A 17,651-nucleotide genomic window follows, 5' to 3' on the forward strand; every position below is an offset into this window, starting at 1 on the left:
CTTCTTGTAAAGCAACATAAATAATACAAAATGCTAAAAACCTAAAAAATTTCGCAGCGAATGAAGAATAGAAGCGTCCGAAAAGACAACATTCGCGCTAAATCACAAACTTGACTGAATTGAGGAACTACATATCCCGTTACCGTTAATTCTAAGAGTTGGTATTTTATATATTACATCATAATACAGAATTAGGTCAAAGGTTAAAGGTTAGATTTTTTCGATGCCTATTACCAATTACCAATGCCCTATGCCCAATTTCCAATTCCCATTAAATTAATTTGTATCAATTGAACGGTAATAAGCGCTACACTTCTCTATTATGTGGAAAAAGCGATAGTAGAAGAAATAATCAATGCTTTCTCGTATTAAAGATTTAGCAGCAGAATTAGCACCGCGTTTAATCGAAATTCGTCGCCACATTCACTCTCACCCGGAATTGAGTGGTGAAGAGTTTCAGACAGCAGCTTTTGTTGCTGGGGTTTTATCTTCTAACGGTATTCATGTTGAGGAAAATATTGGTAAAACCGGCGCGATTGGGGAACTTGAAGGTAATGGTAGCGATAAACGTATTTTGGCTATTCGTACTGACATGGATGCTTTGCCGATTCAGGAATTAGCGCCACTCGATTATGCATCCCGCAATCAAGGAATTATGCACGCTTGCGGACATGATGTCCACACTACTGTGGGTTTGGGGACGGCAATTATTTTGTCTAAGTTATCACAGGAGATACCTGGAAAAGTACGATTTATATTTCAGCCTGCTGAGGAAATTGCTCAAGGTGCAAGTTGGATGGTTGCAGATGGAGCGATGGAAAATGTAGAAAGTATTTTAGGAGTTCACGTTTTCCCTTCTATACCTGCGGGTTCGGTTGGTATACGTTACGGTGCATTAACAGCAGCAGCAGATGATTTAGAGATTACTATTACTGGTGAATCTGGACATGGGGCACGCCCTCACCAAGCCATAGATGCTATTTGGATAGCCGCACAGGTAATTACTACGCTGCAACAAGCAATTAGCCGCACGCAAAATCCCTTGCATCCGGTAGTATTGAGCATCGGAAAAATTACTGGTGGTAGAGCGCCCAATGTTATTGCCGATTCCGTTCTTTTGCAAGGAACAGTGCGATCGCTACATCCAGATAGCAGCAAGGAATTACCAAGTTGGATTGAAAATATTGTCAAAAATGTTTGCGATACTTATGGTGCAAAATACAAAGTAGATTATCGTCAGGGCGTACCCAGTGTTCAAAATGACCTAGCACTTACTCAAATTTTACAGACAGCAGCTGAAGAAGCATGGGGTAGCGATCGCGTTGAAATTTTACCGGAACCTTCTTTGGGTGGTGAAGATTTTTCTATGTATTTAGAAAAAGCACCCGGCTCAATGTTTCGTTTGGGTGTAGGTTTTGCAGATAGAGAGGTAAATCACCCATTACATCATCCCAAATTTGAAGTTGACGAATCTGCCATTATTACTGGGGTTGTTACTGTTGCTTACGCTGCTTATAAGTATTGGGGACTTAAGAGCGATACAGTTCAAAATTTGACTCCTGTGGCAACGAACAGTTAGCAGCTAATAATTACCAGTTACCAGATAAAAACTCCATTCCTTTTTAAGGGGGGTGGAGTTAGAGAATGGGAAAGTATTACCAAAAATCGATTAACTATCATGCTTTTTCAATTCATAAATATACTAAAAAATCAAAAAACTTGAAAGCTCTCTCGCATAAAAATCATCAAATCATTAGCTCAAAGTAATTGATTCAGATTAATCTTTTCTCTAACCCCCTAGCCTTCCCTTACAAATATTTAATACCGTATAACCAGTACAGAATAACCTTGATTATTTACTCTTTCTTGCTCTATTCTCTATTGACTCTGATAAAACTAGTTTTCTTCTTTTGACCGGAATTTATTCCATATCCTTTTTCTTTTAAAATCTTAATCAGTTCGCCATTTCGTGGCTTGTTGGCACTTTCTTCTAAGCCCAACAATAATTTCAAATACTTATTTAAACCTTTCGATGCTTCTTTCTGCAAGTTTCTAATCCTAGCATCAAGTTTGTCTTTATATTGAATTAGTTCTTCTTTTTTTGGTAGTCTATTCTCATCATATATAAAAGCAATTTCGCGACCCGAATATCCATGAAGACATAAACACAGATAACGCTTTTCAAATTGTGTCAGCCTACAATTCGGTTTAAATTCGCAATATCTTTTTATTTGTTGAAGCGTATGAAGCAAGCGGTTGATGTCAAGCCCTGACTTCTTTTGAGCTAAATTTATCGGGTGTAAGTTAATTAGTTCGTCAAGCAAACAATTAATATCAGGCTCGGATTTTTTTGGGGCTGAATCAGTCGGGTCTACGTTAATCAGTTGATGGAGTAAGCAGTTAATATCAAGTCTTTGAGAAGAATCACGATATTTCATACTTTGAAATAATTCGGTAGATACAAAACCTTCTGTCTCAAAATATCATTAATTCAATCCGAAATAAACCCGACATTTAATAAATTTGCAAAAATAATGTCGGGTTGCTTTTGTGTCAGTTTTTTGATTAATCTGTTTAATGTAGTAAAGCAATTGCTTCAACAAATGCAGCAAAGAATAAAGCGATACAAAACTCATTGTAAATATTATTACTTTTGTACTCGAATATAAAAGTTAGCTTCTGAATAAATACGTTAATCGAGGGATGAAAGCAATAGCGAAGAAGTAATTGATTGAACCAATAATTACTTTTATTTCATTAGGCAATTTAGTTAGTCCCTACAACCTTTCCAGCAAAATTTGATTACTACTTGATAGGATTTTCAGCGGTGTTTTTTAAATCTAAACTTCTTATTTCCACTTTGGTTGCGTTACCTCTTAGTGTCTTGTCATTCAAAGCTTTGTCTCCAACGTTTCAAGCTATTGGAAGTGCGTCATCAAGCGTAAATAAAAATGTTCAAAGCGATGCACAAAAATCTACCGAGACTGAGCCTAAAGCGAATACTGGAGGAAGCAAATCTAGGTTTGGTATAAGCTCAAAAGCGATGTTAGTAGCTCATGCTCCTAGAAGTTCGAGAACTATCAGAGCATCTCGTACCTCTAAGAAAAGAAGATCGAGAGCTATCAGAGCAACTAATGCTTCTAAGAAAAGATCGAGAAAGATTAAAGTAGCTCGTGCTTCTAGAAGAAGACTGTATTGGAGATTGCCTTGGGTTGGAGCAACCGCAACAGTAACTCAGCGCTGGCATTCGGATAGCTGGGGTAGATATAAAAGTGTAGATTTTGGATTACCTGCCGGAACACCTGTAGTAGCTCCTATTGCAAGTAGAGTCTTATCGTTCTGTAATGCAGGTAGAAATCATCTAGCAATTCGCCTACAAGCGGCAGATGGCAACAGGTATAGCTTAGTTCACGTTAAATCGAGAAGCGTGTATGTCAATAAAAGGTATAGAAAGGGTCAAATTATAGGAGTTATAGCCCGTAATACACCCCGCAATCGTTGCGCTAGATCGACTGGTCCGCATTTACATATGTCTTTCCCAAGACAGAATTTTAAATTAGGTAGATATTGGTTTTCGCGCTCTTATATCCCTAAAAGATTGAAACCTTAAGATTAATTTCAGAGGCTTAATAGATTCAGGACTTACGCAAAGCAAAATTGTCATTGCAACCGAAACAGAGTGTAGGGAAGCAATCCCAAGCTTTCGAGAGACGATCTACCTCGCTGTCGCATGTCCTAACGGACACGCTGCGCTAACGTAATGACGCAATCACCTTAGCGCAGCGTAAGTCCTAATATTAAGAGGTTTCCTATTAAGGGAACCTTTTTGTCGATTGTTGAACAGAGCAATTTATGTTTAATGGCTTGGTATGCTTTGCAACTTTGACCAAATATTAAATAACAGTATTAGATAAATTCATAACTTCTGTCCGGAGTTATGCAATTAATGCATGAATTTTATAACAACTAGAGGGACGCAATGTTTATGTAGGATGTTCATTGTCCATCCTACATTTTCTTAGTTAGATGCAATAAAAATGTATGCTGTTCGATATTCGCCGCTATCCGGATAAAAAATGAAAATAATTTTCTAAGTCAAAATAATAAAAAATATTGTCTTAAATGATAAAGTCTTAAAGACAGTTTGAAAATAAGAGTATTAATTGATTGTAAATATTTTTAATTGTAATACCAATTCTGTATGAGGCTGCGCTTAATCGCCCATGTCCTTACGGACACGCTCCGCTAACAGCCTGGAAGGCTGGGGCTACTGAAACTAAGCCCGCCTACGCGGGCTAAATTAGGCGCATCTTTATAAAGAAATGGTATAAGGTGTGTGATTGAAGAGTATAATACACCTGCTTTAGTAGGAATTTTAACAAATTAATTTTTGTAGCTGAATGATAAAAAAATTAGTCGGTTTTGTGTTTCCCTGTGCCATAATCTCTACTTGCTTTCCCGAAAAATAATTTAATTAAGTAAACCGAATTTCAATATTCATGTTTTAATAACAACATTCGCGGAACCTCAGTAACGCTAAAACACTCATACAGTACACATAAAATACAAAGAATTACTCAACCTCGAATGTCTAAAAAGTCTTCTCTAAGTTTACTATTATTATTCTTCGGAGTTCAATTTGGTGTCAATCAGCAAGCAGCAACAGCACAAACAAATTCGGGAGTAGTAATACCAACAACCCCCAGAAATACACCTCGGGTTCCCAGTCGAACTATACCTACACTTCCTAGAAGAACACCTACAACTCCTAGAAGAACTCCCGCACCTTCAGGAAATAGATTTTGCGCTTCTCAATTAAATTATGCAGTTGATTCTATAACAAATCGTACTCAATTTAACAGAACGCATTGGGGCATTATGGTGCAAAATCTGGGTTCACCACGAACTTTGTATAGCCGCAATCATAAAAAATATTTTACTCCTGCATCCGTCACTAAGTTGATGACAACGGCAGCAGCTTTACAAACTCTTAGTCCTAATTATCGTATCCGTACTTCAGTGTATGAAACTGGAAATGGCGTAGTACAAGTAGTTGGTAGAGGAGATCCTAGCTTAAAAAGCGAACAGCTTGAAGTCTTAGCAAAACAGTTGCGTCAAAAAGGTGTTCGCCGAATTAATAGATTAATAGCTAATGATGCTTACTTTAAAGGTGAAGCTGTCGAGCCAAGTTGGATGTGGGAAGATGTACAGTTTTATTACGGCGCACCAGTTAACAGTTTAATGTTAAATGAAAATGCTGCTGTAATTAGGCTATATCCTCAAAGAGTTGGCAGACGTTTGTTATTAAAGTGGGATAATCCTTTAGATGCATCTGGATGGAAAGTTGTTAATCAAACGATGACAGCCCGTAAAGGTACAAAGAGATACATAGAAGTTAAGCGGGATTTAAAAGGGCAAACCTTATATTTAACAGGACAACTTCCCGAAGGTTCTCGCCCCGATATCACCGCGATCGCAGTCTTTAACCCAATACAAAATTTCTTGACACATTTTCGGCAAAGCTTGAGAAAACAAGGAGTTTCCGTTAAAGGAGCGTACTGGGGAACTACTAAAACTAGCGGAAGAGAATTAGCCGCAGTCCAATCACCACCATTATCTGAATTGATTACAGAGACAAATATTAATAGTAATAATTTGTATGCAGAAGCTTTATTAAAAGCATTAGCGACTAAAAAGCCGTTAGAGAGAAACCAAACAACCGTTGATGCGGGTTTAGAAGTGATGAAGTCAACCTTAACACGAATCGGAGTTGAGCCTACAACCTATAAATTAGTAGATGGTTCGGGTTTATCTCGTAAAGACTTAATCAGTCCTCAAGCATTAGTGCAGACATTGCAGGGAATGGCAAAATCTCGCTATGCTTCCGTTTTCCGCGCTTCACTACCGGTTGCAGGTAAAAACGGCACACTAAAGTATCGTTTTAAGGATATAGCTCCCGAAGGTTTGGTACAAGCAAAAACCGGAACCATGACTGGTGTTGTCACCCTTGCTGGATATGTCAACGCACCTAATTATGGTCCCGTAGCATTCAGTATTATGGTGAATCAAACCGAACAGCCAATTAGAACTGTTAGGAATGCAATTGATGAGATTGTAGTGCATTTAAGTAAGATGCAGAGGTGTTAATTTTAAGAAACGTGATATGATATTGCGTCTCTACTGATGTTATCTACATAAAAATAAGACGTAGCACTGCTACGTCTCTACATATAATTTACGTTATTCTACTATTCAGCCATACAACACAATACTTTTAAAGTCGTCCGATCTAAAGACTCATCAAAAAGTATATCTTGTACTACATAAATACCATCTCGGACAACATAATTTTGACTCGATTCCGAATTATTAAGTTTTACTGTAACTTCACCCGCTTCGTTTTCCAACTTCAAATCGCTCATAGGAACTCTTATCAAAGATTCCCGAATAAAATCAGATAATTTTTCACCTTTAATAAGGATATCGCCATCGCTGAAAATTGCTCGATTTAAATCAAAGTTAACCTTTTTAATTCGATTAAAATCAAATGTTTCAGAATTATTATTCAAGGTAACTTCAATCTGTTTTGTTTGTAGATTAATGTTCACCCATCCTATTTTAGATGCTCCTCCAATTAATCTTACATTTGCCTTTTGTGGAAAAACGACTCTAGCAGAATTTTCAGCAGTATATGATTTTATTGCAGGTAATGGAATTACAGACTTATTGACTTCAGAAAATTTGCTCTGGTTGCATCCTGTCAGTCCGAAAATTGCAGCTAATAATGTAATTAGCAACACTTTAGATAATACCTTCATGTATCTAACCTAAGTGTTATTTTATATTCATCATACTTCAATATTTTTTGATTTAAGGTATAGTGATTTGTTAAAATGAACAAACAAAGCTTTTTTTTATTTATTAATTTAATTTTTTAAACGAAAATTATAGCGACTAAAGTAAAAAATAAAAAACCTGGTTTATGTCAAAACCAGGTTTTTTAATATTGTAAGCTTAATTGCTTATATATTTAGAAATACTTTCATCTTCATCTTTTGTAAGGACTCGTCAAACTCTATAGTCTCTATCACATATTTACTATTAAGTATGAGTTGTTCGGAACTAGCAAGTATAGAGTTAGTAAGTTTCAATTTAGCTTCATCTACTCTATTTGCTTGCAATTTAAAATCTTTTGTAGGAACAGCTAGCCAAGTTTCTTGCTTTACTTCAGACAGTTCTTTTTCGTTTCTCACTAAAATATCAGGAGAAGAAAATGGTGCTTTCCCAATGACAAATTTCAACTTTTTTATATCCTTGAAATTTATCTTTTGATAATTACCGTTCCAAGTGATTTGAAGTTCTTTTTTTGGAGAATTAAATTGAGTCAGCCATCCATATTTTGGCTTTCCTTCTTTTAATTCTATAATCACCTGCGGTAGCAAAAGTATTATTGAATCATCAATCGGTACTTGTTCAATTTTTAATGATGACTTAGGCAATTCTGTATCTTTAGATAACAAAATTTGATTGTATCCTACTATTCCAACAACCGAAGCTACTAGTGTAATTAGGAACACTTTTGGCACTAGTTTCATGTATCCTAATAAAGTGTTAATTTACACTGATAATACTTGGTTGTTTTTCGATAATAAAGTATAAAAAATACTATTAACGATAATTAAGCGTCTTTTTTTACTCAAAAATACTTATAAGGTAAATCCAGAAATTAATCTATAAAGAGATTCTTTTCTTCTTCTACGATATATTTGAAAGCTATATAAGAACCCATAGCAATATCATAGCCAATACAAATTATTGGATACCATCGAGGAACAAATGTAGTTAGGCTATGATTATCAATAAGTAAATCTCAAATTGGATGAATTAGCTATCCTATCGCTAAAAGCCAGGATGAATATTTTACTCCTACAAAAGCAATTAGACTGAATACAATTACTCCTACAACTTCAGTTAATATCCACGTGGCATTTTGACTCAAAGAAGAAAAACCTACATAGATTAAAGCAGCAATAATTAGAGCGATAGCATAAAACTGGTGATGAATTTTTACAAAACTGGAATCTCTCTTGCTAAATTATAATGGGAACATCTTGCTCGCTTGATATGCATAGCGAGCAAGATGCTTATCCTACTAATTTTTTTCTAAAATAAAGATATTCAGCTATGCACTCATCTGACTATTTATCCTTTTCTACGGCTTAACCAACTATCCACAGAAATTAAATTGAAATTACAACCAGCGAGTAATATAAACAAGATTAAATTATAAATTAATTGCGAACCAGCTATGTCCCATTTTTGTAGCAAACAAACCCCGAACATCAAAGTCATCATTAACAGGAAATTAGCTATCAAAGCTTTACGAGTTTGCAAACCCAAAATTAATAGCAAACCTACAGCAAATTCTACAATAGGAATTAGATAAGCAGGTCCGGCTATTAATAATGGAGGTATCGCAATATCTTTGTAAAGTCCTACCTGAGAATCAACAAAACCAGATATATTAGGGAGTCTAACCAAACCATGAACAAACATATTGATACCAAAAACTAGCCGCAAAAAAGTGTAAGCTAGAACAATATCTGAGTTACGCAATTGAACTTTTGGGTTATACATTTGCTCTATCTGAATCTGTAACGTAGGTGTCGTCATAGTCGTTAGTAGCTGATTCTGCATCTAAGCTAACTGGCCCAGTTCCGTAGTAATATATCAGTAGCATCGAACCAACTAAACCGAAGTTTTTCAGAAAAGCATTCAATTCTTTAGGATCGGTGAAAGGATTATGAAAGACGAATGTTGTAGGAACTAAGAAGATAATTAATAAAATTGCTCCTATACGTGCTTTGAAGCCTAACAAAATTGAAAGCCCACCCACCAAAGTACAGAAAATATTACCAAGAAGCAATAATTGTGGTGCGGGTAAACCCCTGTTAGTCATCATTTCTACGATTCCTTGAAAACCAAGAGTGTTAGCAACCGCAGCTTTTAGAAAAATTGCTGCGAGAAAAGCTCTACCAATTAACGGAATATATTTTTTGAAGCCCATAATGAAGTTAGTTGTTAGTTGTTAGTTGTGAAACTTAGGAGTGAAAAGTTATGAGTTAGAAATAATTGTTTACTGTTCGCTGCTAACTGGTAACTTCTCGCTCTTTCCTGTAGAAATAATAATCCTAGATGCTCCTTCAGAAAAGAAATAATATTTCAGCCAATTGAAAAGTACTCCCAAACGGTTACGAATTCCAGGTAAATATAGCAAATGAACTTCTAACCACAGAAACCAGGCAATAAATCCTTTGATTGGAAATTTTCCAATTTTACCAACTCCTGCATGTTTTGCAATTATAGCCAAACGCCCCTTGTTAAAGTAATTGAAGCTTTTGGGTGATTCTCCACGCATTTGTAGAAGGATGTTATCTGCTGCTGTTTTTCCTTGCTGAATAGCTTCTTGTGCTACTCCATTGAATTCTTCTTGAGTATCAACATAGGAAACATCCCCTACACCATATATGTTTTTATGCCCGCAAAGTTGTAAGGTTTGCTCAACTATAACTTTCTCTTTTGCAGCGGTTTTTACTGACTGTTTCGTTTCAGGAGTTGCTGCTAATACTCCCGCAGTCCATATAACTGTATCTGTAAAAATAACGGTATTATCTTCTAAATAAACAGCTTCTGGAGTAACTTTACTAACTTTAGAATTAAGATGTACCTTGATTCCATGATGGAGCAACCATTTTTCAGTATATTTTCCTAACTTTTGGGGATAGCTAGGAAATAATCTGTCTCCGGATTGTATAAGTATGACTCTGGCGCTATCTGGATTTAAAGTTGGGTAGTCTTTTTTTAAAGCGCTTTGAATTAATTCGTTTAAACTACCAGCTAATTCTATACCAGTTGCACCACCACCGACTATGACAAAAGTTAGTAACCGTGTTTGCTCATCCTTATTAGTAACTTTTGTTGCCTGTTCAAAACGGCTTAAAACTTGGTTGCGGATGGCGATCGCATCTGTCAAAGTCCTCATAGGAAAACTGTTTTCCGGCGCTCCTGTCACTCCCAGGAATTGAGATTGACTGCCAGTCGCAATGACTAAATAATTGTAATCAATTGCTACATTATCTGCACAAACAATTTGATTATCAAAATCAACTTTTCTTACATCAGCTTGCAAAAAATTTACTGTTGGTAAATTTCGTAATAAACGACGCAAGGGATAAATAATTTGATGGGGATAAAGTACAGCAGTGGCTACTTGGTAGAGCATTGGGACAAAGGTGTGATAATTATGACGGTCAATTAGCAAAACATTGACCCCATATTTACCTAGCTTTTTAGCAACTTCTACACCAGCAAAACCAGCACCGATTATTACAACTCTTGGTTTTTGAGAGGTCATCTCTCCTTCCTTAAGTGGTTTGCTATAGCTTACTTTTCTGACAACACAATGATACGTAATTTATCTTAGAATTAATGTCTAATTTAAAGAATATATTAACCTCCTTTGTTAGTGATTTTAAAGACAATTATAAAAATATAACTTTAGACCTAATTCTATCGGAATAATTATACAATTGCAGCGTCTTGAGGAGATTCACAAAATTATATTTTCTACTATATAAATACTGTATTAGCTGTGATAATACTAACTGACGTTCAAAATATATACGGTTTATACATAAAAGACTGGTAATTATGTGTATAAAGTTATTGTAAAGACTACACATTTTGTCGTAAAAATGGTCTAACTAAAGGGAAAATGGTTCTGGAATAATTCCTCTACAAATTTTATTTGCCATTCGCCGATAGCGAAATTCAAAATCATACAGTTTTTTCAGGAAAATTGATTTATATTTTGGCTGCTATTTTTTAGCTGCAATTTCTCGAATTGTGAATTTCGCAATTTAATAATCTGCGGGTGGTAGAGCTTAAAAATTAAAACATAGGAATATTCTGAGTATTCATATTTGAGGTTGAGTGTTAGTTATGGAAGACCAAAAACTTACCAAGATTCCTGTCACTCCTATCGATGGGCCAATTCCTGTAGAGCCTGATTTTCCTATCGGCGGACCAACTCCTGAAGCCACAATTCAAATTGAAGGAAGTCCAAAAAAAGCTCAAGCAAGAACAAGTGCTGAATCAATAATTCCAGCAGCAAATCGCATCGAGGGAACTGATAACCCAGAAATACTTTTCACAACTCCCGGAGATGACTTGGTTTTGGCTAAAGGTGGTAACGATACTATCTTTGGCAGTCTTGGAAATGATACGTATAGCGGTGGTGATGGATTTGATAGTCTAGACTACAGTCTATTAGGGAAAAAAATTACCCTGCTTCCAAGAGGTTTTGTGGGTAATGGAGATACTCAAGGAAGTCAAATTCAAGAGATAGAAAGAATTGTCGGAGCACCAAATAAAGATAATGCGATTGATGGTTCGGGTGGTAGGAGAACAAAGACATCTTTCAACATCAATTTAGCCCAGGAAAAGTTAGTAGTAGAAAATCTTCCCGGAGGCGGTTCCTTTAAATTTGAAGTCGAAAATTTTGTAAATATTGAAGGAACAGAAAATGACGACTCGCTTACCGGTAACGATAAAAGAAACAGGATATCAGGAAACGGTGGTAATGATGTTCTGATTGGTGGATTAGAAAGCGACACCTTGTTTGGCGGTTCTGGAAATGACACTTTGACAGGTTCAGATCCAACAGTAAGTCAGACTCCTGGAAGCGAAAGAGATGAACTAACTGGTGGTTCTGGTATAGATAAATTCATTTTAGGTAACGAAAAAGGTTCCTTCTACGATGATTTCACCAGCAATGATTTTGCTCGAATCACCGACTTTACATTTGGAGAGACAATCCAATTGAGTACTCAAGCAACATATAATATCGAACAAAGTAGCAACGGATTTAATGTATTTTTAGTTAAAGATTCCGGTAAAGATGTAATCGCGAAAGTAACCGTCTCTTTGGGAATATCAAGTGCAAGAAGTGCAGCTTTGACAACAGATGCAGCATTAACTACAGAATCTGCTGTCAGTAGTTTATTGACTGGCATTCCTGAAGGTGATTTTACAATCAACTCCGGAGAACAGAAGGGTGTCTTTGTTGCGTAGCCGTCGCATGTCCTAACGGACACGCTGAGCTAAGGTAATGACGCAACGCCGGTTATTTTTGCGTAAGTCCTGATGTTGATAAACCCGGTTTTTTTGAGAAGATCGGGTTTATTAATTAGTAATAATGATTTAAAAGCACGAATACAGCATATTTCATCTTTGTGAGGTACATTTGGGCGGACAGGGATGTCCACCCCACCAGAGTTTTATAATTTATGGTTGTACCTTATTTAGCTTCAAAATGCTGTATCTTAATATTCAATAATAATTACTGTTTGCTGTTCGTTGTTTCAAAGACAACACCTTCATAAAATAACTCGATAGGAATCTCGAATTCAATACTTGATAAAGTGACAATATCTCCTGCTATATAAGGATAATAAAGCCACATTATTCCTTCTCCCCTACAGTAACGCTCGACAGAAATATTTTCCGAATCAATCAAGATATATTCTTGCAAAGAAAGCATTTTTAAGTAGTAAGTAAATTTTTCTCCTCTATCTTTAGAACTCGTACCCGGAGAAAGCACTTCAGCTATTAGCTTCGGATTTTTATAAAATTTACGAGCCTTGAGGTCTTCAGGGTTGCAACTAACGATAACATCTGGATAGTAGTAAGGACTTTGAGGAGTAACCTGTACTTTCACATCTGAGACGTTAGCCTTACAGCCTTTAGAACTTAGATGTGGGTACAAATTTCTATAAAAATTTAGAGCAATATCATTATGGGGAATTGTACCACCAGTCATTGCCAAAACTTCGCCATTAACATATTCGTAGCGAATATCTTGCAGGGGTTCCCATTCAAGATATTCCTCAATTGTCATTTTTTGGGGCTTCTCGGGAATAGCTATCATTTGAAGACTTATATTAAAGAGTCAATTTGATTTGATTCTATCTATTTCTCTGCATGTTGTAACCGAATTCAATCAACTACTAACCGATAACTGCTCACCGTTTAAATAATCTTTTTACAGAATTCAAACTATAACCAAAGACTTCGCCATTTCTAAATAGCTGATACCCAATGAATATCAAAAAAGCTGATAAGAGCATAGCTAAAAGATTAAACGAAGCGAATAATCTACCAGAAAATAAAAGTAATGCAGTTCCGAGTCCTATTAAACCCCATCCCCAATTACGATTGATTCGCCGTTGTAAAAGAATTGCAAGTCCACTAATCCATAATATAATTGTTGGAAATCCAAGACCAAAACCAATTCTAGTGTTGGCAGCAAACATTAATATTCCTGACAGCATTGAGGCTAAACCAACAAATTTACTTTTACGGTCTACTACTTGTACTTTTTGCTCGTTATTGATAGCTTGAAGTTGGATAGTTGTGGGTTTGTTTGTCGCGATCGCAGTCTGCTGGCTTTGCTGTTTATATTGAAATATGAAACTGACTTTATTGTCGCTACCGAGGTCAATTTTATCACCTAGATTCAGTTGGTAACGTGTATGACTTTCTAATTTATTATCGTTTAAATAAGTGCCATTAGAACTACCCACATCCATTAAATAAAAATTGCTACCTTCTGCGATAATTTCTGCGTGAACACGCGAAACAATGTCAGCAGAAGGTAAAGTTAAAACATCAATATCTATAGGAATTTGCTCGTTTGGTTTTCCAATACGAATAATCGGATAATTTGGCGGAATGTCAAACGAAGTTGAGGTTTGAGTATGGAACAGTTCTAAACCAAGCCCTGTTGTTTGTAAAGTGCGTAAGTTTTGCATTTTCAGGGATGATATTTGTATTGATTTTACGTTTTTTTGATATGTAATATTGATTGTAGCGTTATCAGCCAGCAGCATTCCAAATTATCCTTTGCCAAGATTGACTCGGTTTGGAATAGGGGTAGGAGTGAGGGAGGAAAAGAGATTTTTATAAGTAGTATTCAAGGTGATAGGAGTAATTTTCGTAGTGGAAGCACCTTGCTTTATAGTCGCAAGGGAGCAAGAGGCTCCCGCTAGTGACCAACTTTTTATACCAAATACTTATAACTTCTAACTCACAACCCTTAATTCCTTATCCTCGATAATTTTTTCTCCTTCTTCCCTTGTATCTCCATTTCTATTTATTTGTTGAGATAGGGGAATCTCGATGATGAATTCAGTGCCCTTACCAAGTTCTGAACTGCAATGAAGTTTACCTTCATGTTTCTCAACTATTATTTGATAAGTAATTGATAAGCCCAATCCGGTTCCTTTTCCTACGGGCTTGGTAGTAAAAAATGGGTCAAAGAGTTTGTTTTTGACTTCCTCGCTCATTCCCATGCCGTTATCTGCAATCCTGACTGCTACTGTTTGACGATCAATCAATTCCGTCTGAATGCAAATTTGAGGATTTTGTATATCTTTTTTATCTCTTCCTTCCTCTAAAACATCTATTGCATTATTAATAATATTCATAAATGTTTGATTTAATTGTCCGGGATAACATTCTACGTTGGGCAGTTGATTATACTCTCTGATAATTTCGATACCGGTACGATTCGGTTTCGATTTGAGACGATTTTGTAAAATTAATAAAGTGCTTTCGATACCTTCATGAATATCAACTTCTTTCATATCGGCTTCATCTAAGCGGGAGAAGTTACGTAAAGATACAACTATTTCCCGAATGCGGGTTGCTCCCATTTTCATTGAATTTAATACTTTAGGTAAATCTTCTTTTACAAAGTCCAAGTCCATATCGTCAAGTTTTTCTTCTATTTCATCTCCGGGAGTGGAAAATTCTTGTTGATAAAGTTCAATTAATTCTAAAATATCTTCTATATACTGGTTTACGTGATTAATGTTGCCGTAAACGAAACTAACAGGATTATTGATTTCGTGGGCAACTCCGGCTACCATTTGACCCAAGCTCGACATTTTTTCGGTTTGAATTAGCTGTGCTTGAGTACTTTTTAGTTCATCTAGGGTTTCTTGTAACTCAGCTTGCGCTTGAGTGCGATCGCTAACTTCGTGTCTAAGATCTCGATTGAGTTTGACTAACTCCCCGCTATGTTCAATAATTTCGCTGTACGATCCATTTAATTTTTCCGTCATGCGGTTGAATTCATCAGCTAGTTGCTCTAATTCATCTTTTGTACGTATATTCAGCCGGTAATCAAGCTTACCCGCAGCAATTGCCGATGCTCCCTTTTGTAATTTATTCAAAGAGTTAATGACTGGAAGCATAATCAAGAAAAATTGACTAATAAAAATCAGCACAATTGTTACTATAATCGCAGAGGTTGCGAGTTCAGTCTTGTACTTAATTTCTTTCATCTCATCTTCAACTAGAATGATTTTTGCGTGAGCGCTATCTGTGACATCACGTATAAATAACTCAATCTCATTAGCAAAAGAGTTTATTGCTCTAAAATCCTTTTGGGAATCAGCTAAATATGAATCGGATGAGGTATTATTTTGTTTTCTAATTTCCTTACTTAAGCGTACTAAAAACGCGTGACGACGACGAATATCGTCTATTTCTTTGGCATTTGGCTCTAAAGTCTCTAGTCGAAGTAGGTTTGCTAAAAATTGATTTTGATATTTTTCTACATCTGACTTGTTGTTATTGATTAATACGTCATCTTTTAAAGCATCCACTTCATGTTTTAAATTTACTTTTAATTCTAAAGAAATTGCAATAACTCTATGGGATTTGTTGAGTTTATCACTAATTTTGCTTGTAACTTTATTTCGCCATAAAGAAGTCCCTGTTAAGAGGATGGCGATTAATCCTGCAAAGCAAGTAGAAGAAAGGATAAATTTTTTAAAAATTTTCATTTAACCTTTCCCTATTTCAAGGAAACAAGCTGCCGACTTACTTGAAAGATGATTATGTTTTCGCATGGTACCAAATATAATGAAAAATCTTTATTTCGTAGAACTGTAGATGCATAACCCCCAAAGGTTATTTGTCCAGTCCATGCCTAAGTATAGTTTTCCCAAATAGGTGATAAAGATAACAATTTATTGCAAAAATCATCTATTCAAAATTAGACGGGGAAGAAGCGGTAGAAAAGTAGAAAAGGGGATTTCTAGATTTTAGAGGGGTTTGGGAGTAAGATGTAGCGTGCCGAAAGGGATTAACTTCCAAGTGTTAAATATGACTCATGCCCCATGTCCTATCCCCTATTCTCCTCTAAGCAATACTTCCTCTCTTCCTTGCTTCTTTGTAAGAAGTTCCGACATTCTTCAAACCAGCTTTAATCATTTGTCTTTCTAGCAAACTGAAGAAGCGAGATCTATCGCCACCTCTTACAACTGCTTGGTTGTGGGATTCTGCTAACGCTACTGGATAACCATATCCTTTATGAACTTGTGCGAGCATAAGCCCCAAGGATTCTTCAAACATTTCGGTATCTTCCACTACCCATTGTGGAAATTCTACCCGCGCGATTTCGGTACCCACATGAACGTAACAAAAGTAAATTTGCTGCGAATCATATAAATCTAAAATGCGCGAATTACTCTTCCATAAAGGACTCCGCTGTCCCGGTTTGAGTTGAGTTGACCATAAAGTACTATCCCGCAATCCTTCAAACAACTTGCAAGGAATCTTCTCCATTTGATTCGGGCAAAAACTCATACAGTCCGGTGCTTTATGAGGACAAGCCGACAATCGGAAAAAATTCATTGCCTCAATACTCCGAGAAGCACTTAAATAACCCATCATAGGAATACCCGCTTCCCGCAAATCTTTCCAAGACTCCAAAATCGGCGGTAAGATATATTCCCTCGCATCATAAGGTAGTTGTTCTAAAAACCAGTAAATTAGCGAACCATCTACCATTGCCAATGTAGGTATTTTTTCTAAAGTCGCGGTAGAAGGGGAAGAGTGGGTAGAGGGGGTAGAATTTTCTTTAACTTTGTCTCCTTGTTTATTTTTATCTTCCCATCCCTTTCTCCCCTTCGGGTTCGGTAGTTCGCTCAACGGAGGGAACCTCCGCACGCGACTACTCTCACCGTCTCCCTTCCCGGTGGCAGCAATTGCTAACTCAGACAACACCACAGCTTCACTAGCGGTGCGTCGGTAACTCATCCATTCTTCGGTTCTAATTCCCCACTGACGAGACATATATAAATCTTCAGGTCGATAGAATATTTCCGGCAAACTATCTAGAATCGGGTGTTTATTTTGTCCATAATGCAAAACGACCCTACCGATATTCAGAAGATAACAATAAGCAATTTCGTGATGGTTGGGAGCAATTTGGGAACCGTCAGTAGCAATGACAGTATGAATTTTGGGAGGAACCATAATATCAATACAGGTGTGCAACGGTTCCATTGGAGTTGCATTCGCAAACAATATGCGATCGCGCCATTTTTGTTGGATTTTAACTAACTCGTCTTGGTTGTCAAAAGCATATTCAAGATGTTTCATCCCCAACTGCAACCGTTGACGATTTGCTTCAGCTTCTTGAGTCAGATGTTGACTCAAACCACGCATTTGTCCCGCAAGTTTACTTAAATCGAGCATAATCAGTTATCAGTGAGCAGTGAGCAGTGAGCAGTGAACAG

14 protein-coding genes are annotated in these 17,651 nt (G+C 36.5%); 4 read left to right on the forward strand and 10 right to left on the reverse strand.

The features are described from left to right. The first annotated feature begins 355 nt into the window (after positions 1-355). Positions 356-1,579, forward strand: coding sequence for a M20 family metallopeptidase (locus tag RIV7116_RS27070; RefSeq protein WP_015121518.1), 1,224 nt, complete (start codon positions 356-358; stop codon positions 1,577-1,579). Positions 1,580-1,871: 292 nt separating this feature from the next. On the opposite strand, the gene RIV7116_RS27075 is transcribed toward RIV7116_RS27070, so the two are convergent. Continuing rightward, entirely contained in the window at positions 1,872-2,438 is a 567-nt protein-coding gene (locus tag RIV7116_RS27075; RefSeq protein WP_015121519.1) for a hypothetical protein, read from the reverse strand. A gap of 461 nt (positions 2,439-2,899) precedes the next feature. Between RIV7116_RS27075 and RIV7116_RS27080 the strand changes: the two genes are divergently transcribed. Together RIV7116_RS27080 and dacB are read left to right on the forward strand one after the other, a co-directional pair. After that, complete coding sequence (locus RIV7116_RS27080) at positions 2,900-3,610, forward strand: M23 family metallopeptidase (protein WP_157229336.1); 711 nt, start codon at positions 2,900-2,902, stop codon at positions 3,608-3,610. A gap of 977 nt (positions 3,611-4,587) precedes the next feature. Then, a complete protein-coding gene (gene dacB / locus RIV7116_RS27085; RefSeq protein WP_015121521.1) occupies positions 4,588-6,147 on the forward strand; it encodes a D-alanyl-D-alanine carboxypeptidase/D-alanyl-D-alanine-endopeptidase in 1,560 nt (519 codons plus the stop codon). Between the two features lie 101 nt (positions 6,148-6,248). On the opposite strand, the gene RIV7116_RS27090 is transcribed toward dacB, so the two are convergent. The 5 genes from RIV7116_RS27090 to RIV7116_RS27110 all read right to left on the reverse strand — a co-directional run bounded on the left by RIV7116_RS27090 (position 6,249) and on the right by RIV7116_RS27110 (position 10,414). Further along, on the reverse strand, positions 6,249-6,818 hold the full coding sequence (locus RIV7116_RS27090) for a hypothetical protein (protein WP_015121522.1): 570 nt from the start codon (positions 6,816-6,818) through the stop codon (positions 6,249-6,251). A 204-nt stretch (positions 6,819-7,022) separates the two neighbouring features. Then, complete coding sequence (locus RIV7116_RS27095; RefSeq protein ID WP_015121523.1) at positions 7,023-7,595, reverse strand: hypothetical protein; 573 nt, start codon at positions 7,593-7,595, stop codon at positions 7,023-7,025. 607 nt (positions 7,596-8,202) lie between these two features. Then, entirely contained in the window at positions 8,203-8,673 is a 471-nt protein-coding gene (locus tag RIV7116_RS27100; protein ID WP_015121524.1) for a DoxX family protein, read from the reverse strand. Beyond that, positions 8,630-9,067 carry a DoxX family protein gene (locus RIV7116_RS27105; protein ID WP_015121525.1) on the reverse strand — a complete coding sequence of 146 codons (438 nt, stop codon included), beginning with the start codon at positions 9,065-9,067 and terminating at the stop codon, positions 8,630-8,632. The genes RIV7116_RS27100 and RIV7116_RS27105 overlap by 44 nt, the downstream gene beginning before the upstream one ends. Positions 9,068-9,136: 69 nt before the next feature. Then, entirely contained in the window at positions 9,137-10,414 is a 1,278-nt protein-coding gene (locus RIV7116_RS27110; RefSeq protein ID WP_015121526.1) for an NAD(P)/FAD-dependent oxidoreductase, read from the reverse strand. A 587-nt stretch (positions 10,415-11,001) separates the two neighbouring features. Here RIV7116_RS27110 and RIV7116_RS34255 point away from each other — a divergent pair. Further along, positions 11,002-12,132, forward strand: coding sequence for a calcium-binding protein (locus RIV7116_RS34255; protein ID WP_015121527.1), 1,131 nt, complete (start codon positions 11,002-11,004; stop codon positions 12,130-12,132). Positions 12,133-12,400: 268 nt separating this feature from the next. Here RIV7116_RS34255 and RIV7116_RS27120 read toward each other — a convergent pair whose 3' ends face one another. The 4 genes from RIV7116_RS27120 to RIV7116_RS27135 all read right to left on the reverse strand — a co-directional run bounded on the left by RIV7116_RS27120 (position 12,401) and on the right by RIV7116_RS27135 (position 17,610). Continuing rightward, positions 12,401-12,988: a Uma2 family endonuclease gene (locus RIV7116_RS27120; RefSeq protein WP_015121528.1), complete on the reverse strand. Its 588-nt coding sequence runs from the start codon at positions 12,986-12,988 to the stop codon at positions 12,401-12,403. Positions 12,989-13,082: 94 nt separating this feature from the next. Then, positions 13,083-13,871: an FHA domain-containing protein gene (locus tag RIV7116_RS27125; RefSeq protein ID WP_044292410.1), complete on the reverse strand. Its 789-nt coding sequence runs from the start codon at positions 13,869-13,871 to the stop codon at positions 13,083-13,085. Positions 13,872-14,141: 270 nt separating this feature from the next. Next, positions 14,142-15,911 carry a sensor histidine kinase gene (locus tag RIV7116_RS27130; protein ID WP_015121530.1) on the reverse strand — a complete coding sequence of 590 codons (1,770 nt, stop codon included), beginning with the start codon at positions 15,909-15,911 and terminating at the stop codon, positions 14,142-14,144. 358 nt (positions 15,912-16,269) lie between these two features. Beyond that, the gene (locus RIV7116_RS27135) at positions 16,270-17,610 is read right to left on the reverse strand and encodes a DNA double-strand break repair nuclease NurA (RefSeq protein WP_015121531.1); all 1,341 of its coding nucleotides are present in this window, start codon (positions 17,608-17,610) and stop codon (positions 16,270-16,272) included. Positions 17,611-17,651 lie beyond the last annotated feature (41 nt).

Source organism: Rivularia sp. PCC 7116 (genome assembly GCF_000316665.1).
Lineage (GTDB): Bacteria > Cyanobacteriota > Cyanobacteriia > Cyanobacteriales > Nostocaceae > Rivularia.